The organism is Neobacillus massiliamazoniensis (genome assembly GCF_001048695.1).
Classification (GTDB): Bacteria; Bacillota; Bacilli; order Bacillales; family Cytobacillaceae; genus Neobacillus; species Neobacillus massiliamazoniensis.
The window spans coordinates 843,388-859,633 of the sequence record NZ_CVRB01000004.1; the positions used below are offsets into that span (position 1 = coordinate 843,388).

The window sequence follows — 16,246 nt, forward strand, 5'->3', positions numbered from 1 at the left end:
CCCATAACCGAAAAAAAGGGAGTCACCCGTAATAAAGTGTACTCCCCTTTTTTCTTATTGATTTGCTTGCTGGCGCAATGCATCTGCTTTATCCGTACGCTCCCATGGCAGATCAACATCTGTACGTCCGAAGTGGCCGTAAGCTGCTGTTTGCTTGTAAATTGGACGACGAAGGTCTAGCATTTTAATAATTCCTGCTGGGCGAAGATCAAAGTTTTTACTTACTAAGTCCACTAATACATCTTCGCTAACCTTTCCAGTTCCAAACGTATCAACAGAAATGGATACTGGTCTGGCAACACCAATTGCATAAGCAAGTTGTACTTCAACTTTATCAGCAAGGCCTGCAGCAACAATATTTTTTGCAACATATCGTGCAGCATAGGCTGCAGAACGGTCAACTTTTGTAGGATCCTTACCGGAAAATGCACCGCCGCCATGTCGAGCATAACCGCCATACGTATCAACAATAATTTTACGTCCTGTTAAGCCGGCATCCCCTTGTGGTCCACCGATTACAAAACGGCCAGTTGGATTGATAAAATATTTCGTATTTTCATCGATTAGTTCCTGTGGAACAACCGGATTAATGACATATTCTTTAAGATTGCGTTGGATTTGCTCCAATGTTGCTTCAGGATGGTGTTGAGTTGAAATAACAATCGTATCGATACGAACTGGTTTGTTATTTTCATCATATTCAACGGTTACTTGCGTTTTTCCATCAGGACGAAGGTATGGAAGAATTTCTTCTTTTCGAACCTCGGTTAATCTACGGGCAAGCTTGTGCGCAAGTGAGATTGGAAGAGGCATAAGCTCTTTTGTCTCGTTACATGCAAAGCCGAACATTAACCCTTGGTCACCAGCGCCAATGGCTTCAATTTGTTCATCAGACATTTGACCTTCACGAGCTTCAAGCGCCTGATCTACCCCCATTGCAATATCCGGAGATTGTTCATCAATCGACGTTAAAACGGCACAAGTTTCAGAGTCAAAGCCATACTTAGCCCGATTGTAGCCGATATTTTTGATCGTCTCACGTACTATTTTTGGAATATCTACATAAGTAGAGGTTGTAATTTCACCGGCAACAAGGACTAAGCCAGTGGTTACTGATGTTTCAGCCGCAACACGGGCATTAGCATCCTTTGCTAAAATAGCATCTAAAATGGAATCAGAGATTTGGTCACAGATTTTATCAGGATGACCCTCAGTTACTGATTCAGAAGTAAACAAACGACGTTTTGTTGACAATCTTAAATTCCTCCCATATTAATGAAATAAAGTGAGGTTATCTGTATTGGTTTTTCTTGGACCTTGCCGTTTAACCTCGGGTTGAAACGGAACTCATTCCCTTTGTAGTATGAGGAAAAAATGGGTGATTTATTTAGTAATCAACCCATTAAAAATCTTAAAATGAATTCTGCACTAAAAACAAAAAAACCTTTCCTTAGTGAGGAAAGGTTGAAATCATACTGTTTCCGTGCCTTTCACTCTTATCGTTCAAGGTCAAGCCTTGCATCAGGTTTAGCACCTTTGCTCGGAAAATGGTCCAAGTGGATCCAAGTTCTTCGTTTGCAGGTTGCTGGGTTTCATTGGGCCTGTCCCTCCACCAGCTCGGGATAAGAGAGTATCCGTTCAAGGTAAAATCATAACGTACGATATCAATCTATGTCAATGAATTTTTTTGTTTATTAGCGAATATTTTTTCCTTTTTTCATATATAATCCTTTCTATTTTCATATATAGTGAATACTGTATTAAAAATACACAAACCGATCAAATAGCGTAGACTATTCATTTTAATGTGTTATACTATTCAACAGGTATTAAAATGATTAATAAAATGAAAAGGAAGGTTTCATTAAATGAATTCTGTTCATATCACGACTGAGTTAGATCAATTGTTAAAAGAAAACAATGTTCATATGCAATTATCTGTTCCACAGTTAGTTGAAAAAATATTAACCAGAAACGAAGGAACTTTAACATCAACTGGTGCAGTTCGAGCTACAACCGGAAAATACACTGGGCGCTCTCCTAAAGATAAATTTATCGTTGCTGAAGAATCAACAAAGGACAAAATTGATTGGGGACCAACCAACCAGTCCATTTCAGAAGAAACCTTCACCAAACTTTATCATAAAGTACTTGATTATTTAAAACAAAAAGAAGAAATTTTTGTGTTTAAAGGATTTGCCGGTGCTGATAAAAAATCACAACTTTCCCTGCAAGTTGTAAATGAATTTGCATGGCATAATTTATTTGTTCACCAATTATTTATTCGTCCAACAGAAGAGGAGCTTCTTAAACACGAAGCAGAATTTACGATTATTTCTGCTCCAACCTTTAAGGCAGACCCAGCAATTGACGGAACAAATTCCGAAGCTTTCGTCATCATCTCTTTTGAACGTCGGATAGTATTGATTGGCGGAACGGAATATGCTGGTGAAATGAAAAAGTCGATTTTTTCCATCATGAACTTCCTGCTTCCTGAAAATAATATTTTTTCAATGCACTGTTCTGCTAATGTTGGGCAAGAGGGAGATGTTGCCCTATTTTTCGGTCTCTCTGGAACAGGAAAAACAACCCTTTCCGCAGATCCAAATCGCCGCTTAATTGGGGACGATGAGCATGGCTGGTCATCAAATGGGGTGTTCAATATTGAAGGCGGCTGCTATGCAAAATGTATTAATCTTTCTCGTGAGAAAGAACCGCAAATTTTTGATGCCATCCGCTTCGGTACCGTTTTAGAAAATGTAATCGTTAACCCAGATTCTAGAATCGCAGATTATGATGACGGAAGTCTGACAGAAAATACACGTGCTGCTTATCCTATAGACGCAATTGAGAATATTGTCGTGCCAAGTGTAGCTGGTCATCCAAACACAATTGTCTTCTTAACAGCAGATGCCTTTGGCGTGTTGCCTCCAATTTCAAAATTAACAAAGGAACAAGCCATGTATCACTTCTTAAGCGGATATACATCAAAGCTTGCGGGGACAGAGCGTGGGGTGACATCGCCTGAAGCGACCTTCTCTACCTGTTTTGGATCACCATTCTTGCCATTACCAGCGACTCGTTACGCAGAAATGCTCGGTGAGAAAATTCTTGAGCACAATGCAAATGTATTTTTAGTAAATACAGGCTGGACAGGCGGAGAATATGGCGTTGGCAATAGAATGAAGCTTTCATACACACGCGCAATGATACAGGCCGCACTTGAAGGTGAACTAAATCATGTCGAAACAGTCAAAGACGATATTTTCGGCTTAAATATCCCGCTACACATTGCCGGTGTTCCTGATGAAGTGTTACAGCCTAAGAAAACCTGGTTAGATCCAGCGGCTTATGATAAGAAAGCGAAAGAACTAGCTGAAAGGTTCCGTGAAAACTTTAAAAAGTTCCAGGGAGTACCTGCTGAAATTGAAGAAAATGGCGGACCGATCGCGTAAATGCTTTAAGAATTAATTGAAAAAGCAGTGGATTCATTGGAATCACACTGCTTTTTTATGTTCTTTTTTTTTGAAATAGTCTATGGTTCTTTATCTTTCTTTACGTGACCGGTTTCAATCATGGTATCGGCAAGTAATTAAATTTGACTGTTTTCCTAGTTTCCTTTTTGTAATTTAAACCAGTTAATTTGACCGGTTTCACGGCTTCTATGGCTTTTCGGGCAAGTAAACCGGTTAATACAAGCTTTCGAGCACATAACTTTTGTTCGTGACCGATTTCCGATAAAAGAAAAAGCAGGAGCACACTGCCCCTGCTAATTAGTAGAATTCAATGATATTAATTGATAGGTAAGTGTGGTGCGGCTGTTCTGCCATTCCACTTTTTTAATCAAAGCGATTCCGTTTGCATCACTGTCCATCGTTTTTCGGACCTCAATTGGAATCTCAATAGGATAAAGTCTGTATCCATCTTTTTCTAAAAGGAAAAGATTTTCTTCTACTCGCTTTTCTCTACCCTTCGTAACAATCATCGTATTTAATTCAAGGGGCATTCCCATCCAAATCGCTCCTCTATTCTTATTAAATTTTATTTTACCATTCTTTTGATTGAATTTTCATCCACTTTGTTAAATCTTGAACGACTCTACGATTTACATTCGGTGGAAAATAATGTGTATAATCTTCAAAGTACCATGACTCCACCGGCATATCCAACTCCCTAAGTCTTCTTTCAAGGCGCCGTGCATGCTCGACTGACACATTCTGATCTTTTACTCCATGAATAATAAGAACCGGTGCAGCTAATTGCTCCAGTTCATATAATGGTGTACGTTCTTCATATCTATCTGGATATTTAACAGGGGTACCACCAATTACTCTTTTCATCATTCTGCGTAAATCGTTACGCTCCAAATAGGTAAGACTCATGTCACTTACCCCTCCCCATGTCACCACTGAGGTAGCTTCAGGAAATTTAATTCCAGTCATTAACGCCATTACACCACCTCGTGAAAATCCAAAAATATGTATGTTTCTTACCTTAGAAATAGTTTTTAATAACTGAAAAGCAGAAAAAGCATCTTCCCGGTCCTCCCCCGCAAAATCTTCGTTTCCCTCTCCGCCCTGATTTCCGCGGTAATAAGGAGCAAATACTACAAAGCCTTCTGCTGCAAATTGTGCGATCCGGGCAGGTCTGACCATACCGACGCTTTTAATACCACCACGCAAATAAAGAAAACCATCACGAACATCTGCAAATTTCGGCTCTGCTAACATTCCTTTTACTCTTAATCCATCCGATAAATAGGTAATGACCTTCAATTCCACCTTTGGATTTGGAGATGGAAATCGATATATATCAACAATTTGACCATTTTGATTATTCAACTGCACACCTCCATCTGCCTATTTTTTCTAATTAGGCATTCACACATTTTTTTTCCTTTTCATACGATATCTTAGGCAAACAGCCCAGATTTTATCGTTTTTAAAGGAGGGTTTTTATATGAGAAAAAAGATTAAATATAGTTTTTCCGTAATACTTATTGCTACATTTCTACTTACTCTTGCAGCTTGTAATAAAGATTCCCAAACCAAGCCTTCGACAAAGAAGTTGGAAAAAATCCGGGTGGCTGAAGTTACCCGCTCCATTTTCTATGCCCCTGAATATGTAGCCTTAGAAAAAGGATTTTTCAAAGATGAGGGCTTGGATGTACAACTGATGACGACAGCAGGCGGAGACAAAACGATGACAACTCTTCTCTCTGGTGGTGCCGACATTGCGCTAGTTGGTTCGGAAACATCGATTTATGTTTACGCGCAAGGGTCCAGTGACCCGGTTATCAATTTTGCCCAATTAACACAAACCGATGGGACCTTCCTCGTTTCTCGTAAACAAATCGACAATTTTTCTTGGGACCAATTAAAAGGTAGCACCTTCCTCGGCCAGCGTAAAGGCGGGATGCCGCAAATGGTTGGAGAATTTGTGTTAAAGAAACACGGTATTGACCCTCATAAGGATTTAAATTTGATTCAAAATATTGACTTTGCGAACATTGCAAATGCTTTTGCTGCCGGAACAGGAGAATTCGTCCAATTATTTGAACCAACAGCCAGTATTTTTGAAAAAGAAGGGAAAGGCCATATCGTTGCTTCCTTCGGGAAAGAATCAGGGCATGTCCCCTATACAAGCTTTATGACCAAACAAAGCTATATGAAAGACCATAAAGCGATCGTTGAAAGTTTTACCCGAGCAATTTATAAAGCACAGCAATGGGTAAAAAATCATACCTCTGAAGAAATTGCGAAAGCCGTTCAGCCGTATTTTCCTGATACAGACCCTGGAATTATCAAAACGGTTGTGGAGCGTTATAAAAGTCAAGGATCCTATGCAACTGACCCCATTCTAGATGAAGAAGAATGGAGCAATCTCCAAAACATCATGAAAGAAGCAGGTGAGCTTCCAAAAGAGGTTGACTATAAAACGCTTGTAAATACAGAGATTGCGAAAAAAGTGATGATAAAGTGAAACTTCCATCAGTGGGGGGCTCTTTCATCCCCCACTGATGGTTAGTCCCGTTCTACTATCTCTAATATCAAGGCTAACACCTTGATAAAGAGATAGTACGAACCCGATTGGTTCAACTAGGCCGCTAAAGGACGCAGCGGCAAGTTTCACTGTATCTCACCAATCGGGCTTTTACTACAAAAAGCGAAAGGCGTTTGCTCAGGGGCGACCAGCATAAGGCGAAGTCATGGTGAGGCGCTCTTTGCCTCAACATAACTTTGACTTATGACTCGAGCCCCTAACGCCTGCAGCTAGATTAGGCAGTTGTCCCCCACCTATCTTCTTCGTTTCTCCCTCAATTTTGAGGTGGGGGTCTTACTGCCCGTTAATGCGGGAAAAATTAATTTGGATTGGGAGGCCGTCCAATGAGTTTTTTAAAGCTTCAAGATATTCATCATATCTATTTCACTAAAGCCTCTGCCACCACGGCTCTCTCCGATATTTCGCTCCAGGTTGAGGAAGGGGAATTTGTCTCCTTCCTCGGCCCAAGCGGCTGTGGAAAAACGACCTTGCTTTCGATTATTTCAAGCCTGCTCAAACCAACAGAAGGTTCTGTTTTGCTGGAGGATAAGACTTTTTCAACTTCAAATCACATGATTGGCTACATGCTCCAGCAGGATTATTTGTTTCCATGGAAAACGATTGAGGAAAATATCCTCATTGGCTTAAAGCTGTCAAAAAAACTAAATGATCAAACAAAATCTACTGCCTTACTTCTTTTAAACCAAATGGGCTTGAATGGCGTTGAAAAACAGCTACCGAAACAATTATCAGGTGGAATGAGGCAACGGGTTGCTTTAGTACGTACCCTTGTCACGGACCCAAAACTGTTGTTACTTGATGAACCTTTTTCCGCCCTCGATTACCAAACAAAGTTAAAGCTTGAGGATTTAGTAGCCCAAACATTAAAGGAATTTGGAAAAACTGCCATCCTTGTAACCCACGATATTGGTGAAGCGATTGCGATGAGCGACCGGATCTATTTATTCTCTTCACGTCCAGGAAGAATCCATCAAATATTTCATATACCAGAGGAGCTTAGAAAACTTTCTCCATTCGAAGCAAGAAACCACGAAGCTTTCTCGAATATCTTCCAAACAATCTGGAAGGAGCTGGATTCCATTGAGTCAGGAACAAAATAAGGTTTTCCATCTTCATAAGCAATTTATTCGTGAATTGAAAGTGGAAAAAAGGTGGGTTCGTTTTTATCAGGCCGTTATTTTCCTTGTCTTTTTTTCAATTTGGGAGATAGCAAGCCGGCTGCATTGGATTGATCCGCTTATTTTCAGTTCGCCATCAAGAATTTGGAACTTATGTTTGGAAAAGATTCAAGATGGCTCATTACTAACGAATTTAGAGGCCACTGTAATGGAAACAGTAGTAAGCTTTATAGTAAGTACCTTGCTAGGAGTAATCATTGCAGCCGTCCTCTGGTGGTCACCTATGGTGTCAAAAATACTCGATCCTTATCTCACGATTTTTAATGCGATGCCAAAAGTTGCTTTAGGCCCGGTAATCATCGTTGCCTTAAGCCCTGGCTACACCTCAATCATTGCCAACGGGGTGATTATCTCCGTTATTATAACCGCCATCGTTGTCTATACATCGTTTAAGGAAGTGGATACAAACTATTTAAAGGTGCTGCAAACATTTGGAGCGACACGCTTTCAATGCTTTAAGGAAGCGATTATGCCCGCAAGTTTTCCAACGGTTATTTCTACCTTAAAAGTCAATGTCGGCCTTTCATGGGTTGGGGTCATTGTCGGCGAGTTCCTTGTTTCAACTAAAGGATTGGGTTATATGATTATTTATGGTTTCCAAGTCTTCAACTTTACGTTGGTGTTCTTATCGCTGCTGTTGATTGCCGTATTTGCAACCATCATGTACCAGCTGATTGATATATTGGAGAAAAAATTAATCAAGGAATAGTGGATTGAGCGAGGCTTTCTGCTATTCTTTTTTATTTTGCTTATTTGATTATTTTTTAGATGAAAACTGAATTCTCTTTTTCCTGCCCCGCCGGCTTCCCGTTGAAAGCAGCGGGACAGGAAGATTACTTTCGCTTATTTTTTAGAAAGGAAGATGCCCTCTGAGTCGACCACTCGGTAAAGGATATCCAACTCTTCATAGGTTGGAGGTTGGGTTTCTCCTTTGCAGCGGGAGAAATCAAGGGTAAAACCGGTATTTTCCTGAAGGATTTCTTTAGTAATACCTGGATGCATTGTATCGACGTACATACGTCCGGTTTCCTCATCAAAACGGTATACGGCCATGTTCGAAATAACAGCAGAAGGACCGCCAATAAACTTTTTGCCATAGGCTTGACGGCGGTGCACCCATTCGCCGGATGGCCATTGACGAACGCGCCATCCTGGGGAGGTTAGATAGTCGATTTGTTCTTTAAACCTGCGTTTTTCTTGAACCATCATAAAAACAGTTCGCTTAGCCAAGGAGTTGATATCGGAATTTCCGCCACTGCCAGGGAAGCGCAAGTCCGGATTTAAGTAATCGCCGACAACGGTCGTATTCACGTTTCCATATTGATCGATTTCTGCACCGCCTAAAAAGGCTAAGTCAACGACTCCTCTTTGTAACTGATTAAAAACATCTAGTAACCCCGAAGCAATCGAACATCCCGTCACGCAGCGAGGGTCACCAACGGAAGAAGGAAGAGACGTTCCTTGAGATTCAATCGTTCCGGCCTCGTAAATGACCTTACAATTGGGAGCAATTGTCTTTCCGGCAAGCATAATTGCCAGCATTGGAAGTCCAGTTCCAGCAAAAACAACCTCATTGTCACACACTTCACGGGCTGCAGCAACGGCAAGCAAATCTGCAGACGTGTACTCATCAGGAGCTGCAAAGGTGCTGCTTTGGATCATTACCTTTTCCATTATCTACTCCCCCTTACCACTCGAGTACTATATTTATAGTAGCTGTTAGCTTTTAAGGATAATAAACGTGAGACATCCAGTTTATCTAAATATTCCTCGTGGCTGCCTACCCCATATACCCATTCATCTAGCCATGCTTCCAGCTTGGCCTCTGTTTTGGAGGCGTTAGCAAATTCGTTGATAAAGGCGCCATCCACATCATAATAGCCGTAAATGCCGGTAGGGTGTGCACCCCAAGGAACTTCAACAACAGCATCTACTAAATAGCTAGGGAGCAAGTTACGTTCCGGCTCCTCTCGCAGATAGGATTCCGGTACAATTTCTTCAGCTATGACAATGACCTTTTCTGCTGCCTTGACAACTTGTTCATCTGAAAAGCTCTGTCCCATCACACGAACGGTGCCTTCCTCCCCTACCAGCTGCGCATGAATAATACATACATCTGGCTTTGCAGCGGGAACAAGAATAATTTCGCCTTCATCGTAAAATGGGTCTGGTGCAAACGCAAACTTTTGACGTGGAATATGCGGGTTGTGTCCGTCCCGAAGGCCAGCTTTTCCGAGCATGTCATATTCAGGATTCAAAATATCCGTTCCCCGAGAGGCCCAGGTTGGAAGATAAGGGACTCCTGTTGCTCCGGCCTGCATCCGATAAAGAATATGTTGATGGCTGTAATCTTCTGCAATAATTTCTCGCGACTTAATTTTCCTGTCTAAACAATAAGGAACCTTTCCGTACAGTTCATGACCGATCCAGCATGATTCCCAGATCGACACGGCACCAGCCCCGATCAGCATTTCAGAATGCGTTCCGGAATTAACCTCGATTAAATGAAGATTTTTTTTACCTTGGCGAATTATTTCATAAATGGCAGCCATCGGGCGCCGCCAAATGGTAAATCCGCTGAAGGTGATCATACTTCCATCTGGAATCATCTGCACAGCTTCCTTTAAAGTACATCGTTTGTCCTGCATACTTCCTTCGCCCTTTCTGTCAGTGAATTTATCAAGACCCACTTTCTGTTTGTGCAAACCTTCCATTTGCGCAAATATTTAAAGTGTGTATTTATCGGCTCGATTTATCGAATCTCATTTTTTGTTTCACTATTTCGTTTTCTCTATTAAATTCCTAAAAGATATTTAGAAATAACTAGTCTTTGAATCTCATTGGTTCCTTCATAGATTTGGGTAATTTTTGCATCACGGAATAGCCTTTCAACAGGATAATCCTTCGTATAGCCATAGCCTCCGTAAATTTGGATCGCTTCTGTCGTTGTCTTCATAGCTGTATCCGTGGCAAATCGTTTTGCCATTGAAGCTTCCTTTCCGCATTTAATACCGCGGTTGCGAAGCTCAGCAGCACGATAGACAAGCAGTTTAGCAGCGTCTACTTCTGTTGCCATATCGGCGATTTTAAAAGAAATTCCTTGATTTGCCGCAATTGGCTTCCCAAACTGAATCCGTTCCTTTGCGTATTGAATGGAGTATTCCAGAGCCGCTTCGGCGATTCCCAGACCTTGTGCAGCGATACCAATCCTGCCGACATCAAGGTTAGCCATGGCAATTTTAAATCCTTCTCCCTCTTGACCTAAAAGGTTTTCCGCCGGAACCTCAGCATTATCAAAAATTAATTCAGTTGTATTCGACCCGTGTAATCCCATTTTTCTTTCTTTCTTTCCTACAGAGAAACCTGGGGTATCTTTTTCTACAATAAACGCGGAAATGCCCTTGGAGCCTAATTCAGGATTGGTTACGGCAAAAGTGATATATGTATCTGCCACCCCTCCGTTTGTAATAAAAATCTTCGATCCGTTTAGAATATATTTATCGCCTTTTTTTTCCGCTCTTGTACGAATTTTTCCCGCATCAGATCCCGCACTTGGCTCAGTTAGCGCAAAAGCTCCAATGTACTGGCCAGTTGCTAGTTTTGGTATATATTTTTTCTTCTGCTCTTCGGTCCCAAAATAGAGAATCGGATTTGTTCCAACAGAGGTATGAACGGATAAAATAACTCCGACTGTCGCGCTGACCTTGGCAATCTCATTGATCGTCAGGATATAGGATATGAAGTCTGCTCCTACACCTCCATATTCTGTGGGGATGGGGATACCCATCAGACCGTATTCTCCCATTTTGCGGATGATATGCAAAGGATATTCATCCGTTTCTTCCATCGTTTCAATAAACGGAGCAATTTCATTTTGAGCAAAGTCCCGTACCATTTTTCGCATCATTTCTTGCTCTTCTGTAAACTCCAAAAGCATGTTTTTTTCGGCTTTTTCTTGTACCATCGTTTGCATGGTTTTTCCTCCTGCCTTTTCTGGATTTTTATTTTTTGCCTAAATTTATTCTCCCAGCGTTCATAGCCTTAATGGCTCGCTGTTGACAATTAAACAGTTGTAATTTAAGTAGCGTGCTAACTCTTTTAAAGAAGAAAACTCACTTCAGAGACCACAGTCGCAGACTACGGTCTGTAATTTTTATTTTAATTAAAGCGTTTTCACTCGTCAATATTTTTTGATAATTTTTTTAATTTGAACTTTTGAGAAGGTTTCCCCCTCAAAAAATGAAAAATTATTTCCTTAATTCCAAAACTTAATTCATTTATGTTAAAATAACCTATCAAAGGAACAAACAAAAAATGTTAAGGTTTTTTAAGGAGATTTATAGGATGGCTGATTTAACTCCCCGAAAAATAAAAGCAAGACAAACAAGAAAAAAGATTTTAGAAACAGCTTTATTTCTTTTTAGTAAAAAGTCATTTGATGATATCACTGTCGATGAAATCGTTAAGCTAAGTGGTACTTCAAAGGGCGCATTTTACACACACTTTAAATCAAAATACGAAATCTTCCTTGAAAAATTTAAGGAGATTGATGATTTTTATATCGAATTCTCTCAATCTCTCCAGGAAGACAGAGGTGCTTGTGAAAAATTAATGCATTTTTCTGAATCTCAAATGGTTTTTTTAAGGGATAATTGGGGAAGGGAGCTGTTCCGAACCCTATATACAAACGCTTCGCCGGATCATAATTATTTTTTGGATACAAATAGATCACTTTTTAAGAACATCAACCGGTTTGTAACGGAAGGACAAAAAACAGGAGAATTCAAAGAGGATCTTTCATCCGATGAGATTACCATGATAATTACCAGGTGTATGCGCGGAACACTTTTCGATTGGTGTATTAGTCCCAATGATTTTGATCTTATCATGGAAACTCGAAAAATGATGCGTACTATACTGGATGGCTTAAAAGCATAAATTTATTTTTCTATTGTACGTAAGATTCGAATAACAAATCTAGCTCGAAAGTAAAAAAGGAAATAAATAAAAAGCAGCATATTTGCTGCCCTCCATTTTCTTTTATTCACGTTGTTTTCGTCTCATACGGTATTGTTGTACCTTCATCGATTTTTTATTTTCAAATTTTGTTCACTAAATCCTCAATTAATATAAATTGGATACATTCTGCTACTACTTGATCCTTCATAATAAAACTATACTCCTCACCAAATCGCTTTTCCAAAAGATCCCCATAAACAAGCACAGGTCCATTCGTTTCAAAATATGTATCAGTAGCATGCAGCTCCATTACCTTACCGAAAAAAACCGCCTTCACAAAGGCTCCATTTGGGTCAGCCACTTTATATTCCCCTATTGAATATAAAGCATCTAACTTTGCCCCTGTTTCTTCATAGACCTCGCGTCGAGCTGCTTCCTCTACCGTCTCTCCTGGTTCTATTTTCCCTCCAGGAAATTCTAACCCACGTTTCTTATGATTTGTTAAGAGCCAGCCACCCTCATATTGACATATGACTAACACATGCTTTGCTTCTTCTTCAAAAGCATGTTGAACAAAAGATAACTCTACTTTATTTCCGTTTTGATCCAAAAATTTGATCATATGAAAACCTTCCCCCATCGAACTATGTGTTATCATTATAATAAAAAAAAGACGGAAAATCCTTTTTTCTCTTTTAATAAGGACTTCCGTCTTGTCTCATTCGTTTTCTTTCGGTAAAATATTCATACTCTCAATATGATTTTTGGCCTCTTCATCACCAAGCTTATAAAGAATGCCATACACTTGTTGAATCGTATTGTCATAGGCATCATTTTCGCGGTCATAATGATATTGGACATATGGAACATGGGATCTGAAAAAATTTTTCCACTCGCTAGCGTAATTCCGGTCAAACAGGTCCCGCAGCTCGATGATTTCTTTGTCAGTTGCTTGAATTTTATAGCTCCATGTTGAACTGGTGGCACTTCTTGAAATTTCACCGGTCCCAACATCTATATAATAGGTTTTCTTTTGCTCATTCATTATGTCAACCCCTTTATGATACTGTTTTTCGTTTTCCACAAATCAATATCATTTATTCTTTTTTTTAAAATTGATTTATCTTTTCGATCTGTTTCGTGTATAATAATCATACAAACAAAATAACAGATTTTTCAGAAATTAACAAAAATGAATATTTTTTCTAGTAATGGGCATTTATAGGTAAGAAATAGGTCTTTTTAAACCAGGAGGTGTTTCAAATGAAATTAGTGGATGAACTTTATGAAATGTATCGAAACAAGCTAACGGGCGATGAAGAGGATATTGATATGCTAGCATTTGCTTTTCTTGAAGAAATGACGCATGAAGACCTTCTAGGTTTATTGCAAGACATGGATAAGCAAGAGCTTTATGATTTAATGGGCCTTTATTTAATCGAGAGCTTAAAAGGAAAATTTGCACAAGAACAGTATGGTCAGCAACGTACACATACCTATTATCCAAGAAATATACATTGATTTTTACATACTAAAGTTTGGGAAGCTGCCTTTTTAGCGGTTTCCTTTTTATTTACAACGGAAGTTTGAAAAATGCTACAATATAAGAAAAGCGGAAGCGCCTTGCTCAGCCCCGACAGGCATAAGACGCGCCCAAAAAGAAGACGCTCTTTGCCTTCATTTTTGGAGTGGCTTATGACCCCGAGGGGCTAGGCGATGGAGCTGGACAATTCTCGAAGTCAAAATTTATACGCTTATCAAATAACAAAAAGGGGGAAAATTTTTGAATACAATCCTAGTTGTATCGATTGTAATTGTCTTTGTGGTTTTATTACTTGCAGTTCTCACCACTTCAAAAGCTTATTCTTACAAGCATACAGTGGACCCAGTTGATAATAATCCAAATATCAAAAATGAGAATAGTGAAGAAACGAATAAATAAACTCGCCAGAATTGTGGCGAGTTTTATTTTTAGGCAAATACCTGTATTAAATCTTCCTTGCTTTGTTCCAGCCAGAAACGCATTAACTTTTTCGCACCATCTAAATCATGGAGCTTCGCTTGGCCGCACTGTCTTTCATTGGCAGCTGGGATTTCGGTAATTTCAACAGCTTCCTTCATTGTATCCTCTAGGAGATCAATAATTTCTTCCACTGTAGGTTCACCGCTGACAACAAGGTAATAACCAGTTTGACAGCCCATTGGTGAAATGTCGATAATATCAAAGTGGTCATATTTGGAAACATGCTTTCTAATATTAAAGGCAAGCAAATGCTCAAGTGTATGAATAGCATCAGGCTTCATTGCCTGCTTATTTGGTTGGCAAAAACGGATATCATATTTATTAACTACACCGTCGCTCCCTACTTTATGGACACCGCAATGTCTCACATACGGGGCTTTAACGGCATTATGATCTAAATCAAAGCTTTCTACAGAAGGCATAATCATCACTCCTCTATCTAATTTACAGCTATCATACTAAACATCCCGACTTTTTTCATGTTATAAAAATTTATCTCATTAGCCTTCGGAAATTGTCCAGGCTTCGACTACTATTTAGACTAACAAAATGATTTATGATATGTTGTATTTAATGATAAGAAGGAGTCATAAACCAATGTTGAAAAAAGCTTTTATTTTACTAATTCGCTTTTACCAAATCGTAATTTCACCTTTGAAGCCTCCATCATGCCGGTTTCATCCAACCTGTTCCCAATATGGGCTCGAAGCCATTCAACGCTTCGGTGCCATTAAGGGTGGGTGGCTTACCATAAAAAGAATCTTAAAATGCCATCCCTTTCACCCAGGAGGATTTGATCCAGTCCCCGAAAGGAAAAGCAGAAGCGCCTTGCCCAAGGGTGGCAAGCACTGAAGGGCCAGACGGTGAAGTCCGTTCTTTGACTTCATCATCTTGACCGAAATAACTCGAGCTCCTCTCACAATAATAAGAAGAAGGATTAATTTTTATATCCATCCACGACAAGATCAAGCTTTCCTGTCTTAGGATCAATCACCAGTCCATGTACAGGTACTTCCTTCGGCATTAACGGATGATTTCTAACAATGTCAACGCTTTGCTCTACACTTTCCGTCACATGATCAAAGCCATGAAGCCACTTATGAATATCGATGCCAGAGTAAGTCAGGATATCAAAGGTTTCTTCGGGTATTCCTCGCTTTTTCATACTCTCCATTACTGGTTCTGCTTTTAAGCCGCACATCCCACAATCATGGTGAGCAATTACAAAAACCTCCTCGGCCTGTAGCTGATGCACTGCAATTAAAATACTGCGCATAATACTTCCAAACGGATGGGAAACAAGTGCTCCTGCATTTTTAATCAGCTTTATATCTCCATTTCCCAAGTTTAGTGCTTTTGGTAATAACTCAAGAAGCCTTGTATCCATACAAGTAAGAATAACCATACGCTTATTAGGGAATTTGGTGGTCTCATATTTCTCATATTCCCGATTTTCCACAAATTTTTCATTAAATGTTAGGATCTCATTAAGTAATGTTGGATTGTTCACTTTAATTCCCCCTTTTTTATTCTCCTTTTTAGGATATAGAATTTTTTTAAATTGAACAAATAATTTACCTGACCTAAAGGATAAAAATCTCTTCCGATTAATGGCAGACATTTTTTTTATTCCATTTTCAAAAGCTATCTTTGTATTACGAAATAGAAGGAGTGATACAAGTGGCAAAAGATGTTTTATGCGAAGTTAATAATTGCTCGTTTTGGGCAAATGGCAATAAATGCAGTGCTGATCAAATTTATGTTGTCAGCCATACTGGAAAAAAAGCAGATACAAGCAAGGAAACTGATTGTAAAACCTTTGACCCCGCCTAATATCTAGGTAAGTAAAGAACTGGGCTAGTGTGCCTAGTTCTTTTTATTAGAAAAGCTTAAAGCGGCCACTTTTCATCTTATTAAAAAGGCTGTGTTAAACTTGCCTGTTGATTTGCGCTCAAGAAGCGAGCATCCGAGGGCGTTCCGGGGAGCCTCCTCGGCGCATAAGCGCATGTGAGGTCTCCCCTGC

Annotated in this window: 19 protein-coding genes and 1 riboswitch; of the genes, 9 read left to right on the forward strand and 10 right to left on the reverse strand. The window is 39.7% G+C overall.

What is annotated here, in order from left to right:
* Positions 1-54: 54 nt before the first annotated feature.
* The gene (metK, locus tag BN1082_RS21965; protein ID WP_090638281.1) at positions 55-1,254 is read right to left on the reverse strand and encodes a methionine adenosyltransferase; all 1,200 of its coding nucleotides are present in this window, start codon (positions 1,252-1,254) and stop codon (positions 55-57) included.
* A 239-nt stretch (positions 1,255-1,493) separates the two neighbouring features.
* Positions 1,494-1,629: riboswitch (SAM riboswitch) on the reverse strand.
* Between the two features lie 239 nt (positions 1,630-1,868).
* Between metK and pckA the strand changes: the two genes are divergently transcribed.
* Positions 1,869-3,455, forward strand: a complete 1,587-nt coding sequence (gene pckA / locus BN1082_RS21970) for a phosphoenolpyruvate carboxykinase (ATP) (protein ID WP_090638284.1) — start codon at positions 1,869-1,871, stop codon at positions 3,453-3,455.
* A 314-nt stretch (positions 3,456-3,769) separates the two neighbouring features.
* Here pckA and BN1082_RS21980 read toward each other — a convergent pair whose 3' ends face one another.
* Positions 3,770-4,012, reverse strand: a complete 243-nt coding sequence (locus BN1082_RS21980; RefSeq protein ID WP_090638289.1) for a DUF2584 domain-containing protein — start codon at positions 4,010-4,012, stop codon at positions 3,770-3,772.
* 34 nt (positions 4,013-4,046) lie between these two features.
* Complete coding sequence (locus BN1082_RS21985) at positions 4,047-4,841, reverse strand: alpha/beta hydrolase family protein (RefSeq protein ID WP_090638292.1); 795 nt, start codon at positions 4,839-4,841, stop codon at positions 4,047-4,049.
* A gap of 118 nt (positions 4,842-4,959) precedes the next feature.
* Between BN1082_RS21985 and BN1082_RS21990 the strand changes: the two genes are divergently transcribed.
* From BN1082_RS21990 to BN1082_RS22000, 3 genes are all read left to right on the forward strand, one after another.
* Complete coding sequence (locus BN1082_RS21990) at positions 4,960-5,982, forward strand: ABC transporter substrate-binding protein (protein ID WP_090638296.1); 1,023 nt, start codon at positions 4,960-4,962, stop codon at positions 5,980-5,982.
* Positions 5,983-6,386: 404 nt separating this feature from the next.
* The gene (locus BN1082_RS21995) at positions 6,387-7,163 is read left to right on the forward strand and encodes an ABC transporter ATP-binding protein (RefSeq protein WP_090638298.1); all 777 of its coding nucleotides are present in this window, start codon (positions 6,387-6,389) and stop codon (positions 7,161-7,163) included.
* A complete protein-coding gene (locus BN1082_RS22000) occupies positions 7,144-7,950 on the forward strand; it encodes an ABC transporter permease (RefSeq protein ID WP_090638301.1) in 807 nt (268 codons plus the stop codon). Before BN1082_RS21995 ends, BN1082_RS22000 begins: the two co-directional genes overlap by 20 nt.
* A gap of 134 nt (positions 7,951-8,084) precedes the next feature.
* Here the strand turns inward: BN1082_RS22000 and BN1082_RS22005 are convergent, their stop codons facing one another.
* The 3 genes from BN1082_RS22005 to BN1082_RS22015 form a co-directional block, all read right to left on the reverse strand.
* Positions 8,085-8,915 (reverse strand): CoA-transferase subunit beta, encoded by an 831-nt coding sequence (locus BN1082_RS22005; protein WP_218055171.1) that lies wholly within the window; start codon positions 8,913-8,915, stop codon positions 8,085-8,087.
* Entirely contained in the window at positions 8,915-9,955 is a 1,041-nt protein-coding gene (locus BN1082_RS22010; RefSeq protein ID WP_218055172.1) for a CoA transferase subunit A, read from the reverse strand. Before BN1082_RS22010 ends, BN1082_RS22005 begins: the two co-directional genes overlap by 1 nt.
* 80 nt (positions 9,956-10,035) lie before the next feature.
* Complete coding sequence (locus BN1082_RS22015) at positions 10,036-11,172, reverse strand: acyl-CoA dehydrogenase (protein WP_281177048.1); 1,137 nt, start codon at positions 11,170-11,172, stop codon at positions 10,036-10,038.
* Between the two features lie 413 nt (positions 11,173-11,585).
* Between BN1082_RS22015 and BN1082_RS22020 the strand changes: the two genes are divergently transcribed.
* Positions 11,586-12,179, forward strand: a complete 594-nt coding sequence (locus BN1082_RS22020) for a TetR/AcrR family transcriptional regulator (RefSeq protein ID WP_090638306.1) — start codon at positions 11,586-11,588, stop codon at positions 12,177-12,179.
* 160 nt (positions 12,180-12,339) lie between these two features.
* On the opposite strand, the gene ytkD is transcribed toward BN1082_RS22020, so the two are convergent.
* Together ytkD and BN1082_RS22030 are read right to left on the reverse strand one after the other, a co-directional pair.
* The gene (gene ytkD, locus BN1082_RS22025; protein ID WP_090638309.1) at positions 12,340-12,822 is read right to left on the reverse strand and encodes an RNA deprotection pyrophosphohydrolase; all 483 of its coding nucleotides are present in this window, start codon (positions 12,820-12,822) and stop codon (positions 12,340-12,342) included.
* A 96-nt stretch (positions 12,823-12,918) separates the two neighbouring features.
* Entirely contained in the window at positions 12,919-13,245 is a 327-nt protein-coding gene (locus BN1082_RS22030) for a hydrolase (protein ID WP_090638312.1), read from the reverse strand.
* A 218-nt stretch (positions 13,246-13,463) separates the two neighbouring features.
* On the opposite strand from BN1082_RS22030, the gene BN1082_RS22035 reads away from it, so the two are divergent.
* Both BN1082_RS22035 and ytzI read left to right on the forward strand, forming a co-directional pair.
* Positions 13,464-13,721: a DUF6154 family protein gene (locus tag BN1082_RS22035; RefSeq protein ID WP_090638314.1), complete on the forward strand. Its 258-nt coding sequence runs from the start codon at positions 13,464-13,466 to the stop codon at positions 13,719-13,721.
* Positions 13,722-13,983: 262 nt separating this feature from the next.
* Positions 13,984-14,142, forward strand: a complete 159-nt coding sequence (gene ytzI / locus BN1082_RS22040) for a YtzI protein (protein ID WP_090638318.1) — start codon at positions 13,984-13,986, stop codon at positions 14,140-14,142.
* Positions 14,143-14,171: 29 nt separating this feature from the next.
* Here the strand turns inward: ytzI and BN1082_RS22045 are convergent, their stop codons facing one another.
* A complete protein-coding gene (locus BN1082_RS22045) occupies positions 14,172-14,645 on the reverse strand; it encodes an S-ribosylhomocysteine lyase (protein WP_090638321.1) in 474 nt (157 codons plus the stop codon).
* Positions 14,646-14,820: 175 nt separating this feature from the next.
* On the opposite strand from BN1082_RS22045, the gene yidD reads away from it, so the two are divergent.
* Positions 14,821-15,075 carry a membrane protein insertion efficiency factor YidD gene (gene yidD / locus BN1082_RS22050; RefSeq protein WP_218055173.1) on the forward strand — a complete coding sequence of 85 codons (255 nt, stop codon included), beginning with the start codon at positions 14,821-14,823 and terminating at the stop codon, positions 15,073-15,075.
* 85 nt (positions 15,076-15,160) lie between these two features.
* On the opposite strand, the gene BN1082_RS22055 is transcribed toward yidD, so the two are convergent.
* Positions 15,161-15,733 carry a beta-class carbonic anhydrase gene (locus BN1082_RS22055; RefSeq protein WP_245640502.1) on the reverse strand — a complete coding sequence of 191 codons (573 nt, stop codon included), beginning with the start codon at positions 15,731-15,733 and terminating at the stop codon, positions 15,161-15,163.
* A 170-nt stretch (positions 15,734-15,903) separates the two neighbouring features.
* Between BN1082_RS22055 and BN1082_RS22060 the strand changes: the two genes are divergently transcribed.
* The gene (locus BN1082_RS22060) at positions 15,904-16,056 is read left to right on the forward strand and encodes a DUF1540 domain-containing protein (RefSeq protein ID WP_090638329.1); all 153 of its coding nucleotides are present in this window, start codon (positions 15,904-15,906) and stop codon (positions 16,054-16,056) included.
* The last annotated feature ends 190 nt before the right edge of the window (positions 16,057-16,246 follow it).

Bases quoted from the DNA above. Each gene is read 5' to 3' on its own strand.
- BN1082_RS22030 (WP_090638312.1), bottom strand. From the start codon at position 13,245: ATGAATGAGCAAAAGAAAACCTATTATATAGATGTTGGGACCGGTGAA.
- BN1082_RS22020 (WP_090638306.1), top strand. From the start codon at position 11,586: ATGGCTGATTTAACTCCCCGAAAAATAAAAGCAAGACAAACAAGAAAA.
- BN1082_RS22045 (WP_090638321.1), bottom strand. From the start codon at position 14,645: ATGCCTTCTGTAGAAAGCTTTGATTTAGATCATAATGCCGTTAAAGCC.
- BN1082_RS22005 (WP_218055171.1), bottom strand. From the start codon at position 8,915: ATGGAAAAGGTAATGATCCAAAGCAGCACCTTTGCAGCTCCTGATGAG.
- BN1082_RS22010 (WP_218055172.1), bottom strand. From the start codon at position 9,955: ATGGAAGGTTTGCACAAACAGAAAGTGGGTCTTGATAAATTCACTGAC.
- BN1082_RS21980 (WP_090638289.1), bottom strand. From the start codon at position 4,012: ATGGGAATGCCCCTTGAATTAAATACGATGATTGTTACGAAGGGTAGA.
- pckA (WP_090638284.1), top strand. From the start codon at position 1,869: ATGAATTCTGTTCATATCACGACTGAGTTAGATCAATTGTTAAAAGAA.
- BN1082_RS21995 (WP_090638298.1), top strand. From the start codon at position 6,387: ATGAGTTTTTTAAAGCTTCAAGATATTCATCATATCTATTTCACTAAA.
- BN1082_RS21990 (WP_090638296.1), top strand. From the start codon at position 4,960: ATGAGAAAAAAGATTAAATATAGTTTTTCCGTAATACTTATTGCTACA.
- BN1082_RS22035 (WP_090638314.1), top strand. From the start codon at position 13,464: ATGAAATTAGTGGATGAACTTTATGAAATGTATCGAAACAAGCTAACG.
- ytkD (WP_090638309.1), bottom strand. From the start codon at position 12,822: ATGATCAAATTTTTGGATCAAAACGGAAATAAAGTAGAGTTATCTTTT.
- yidD (WP_218055173.1), top strand. From the start codon at position 14,821: ATGTTGAAAAAAGCTTTTATTTTACTAATTCGCTTTTACCAAATCGTA.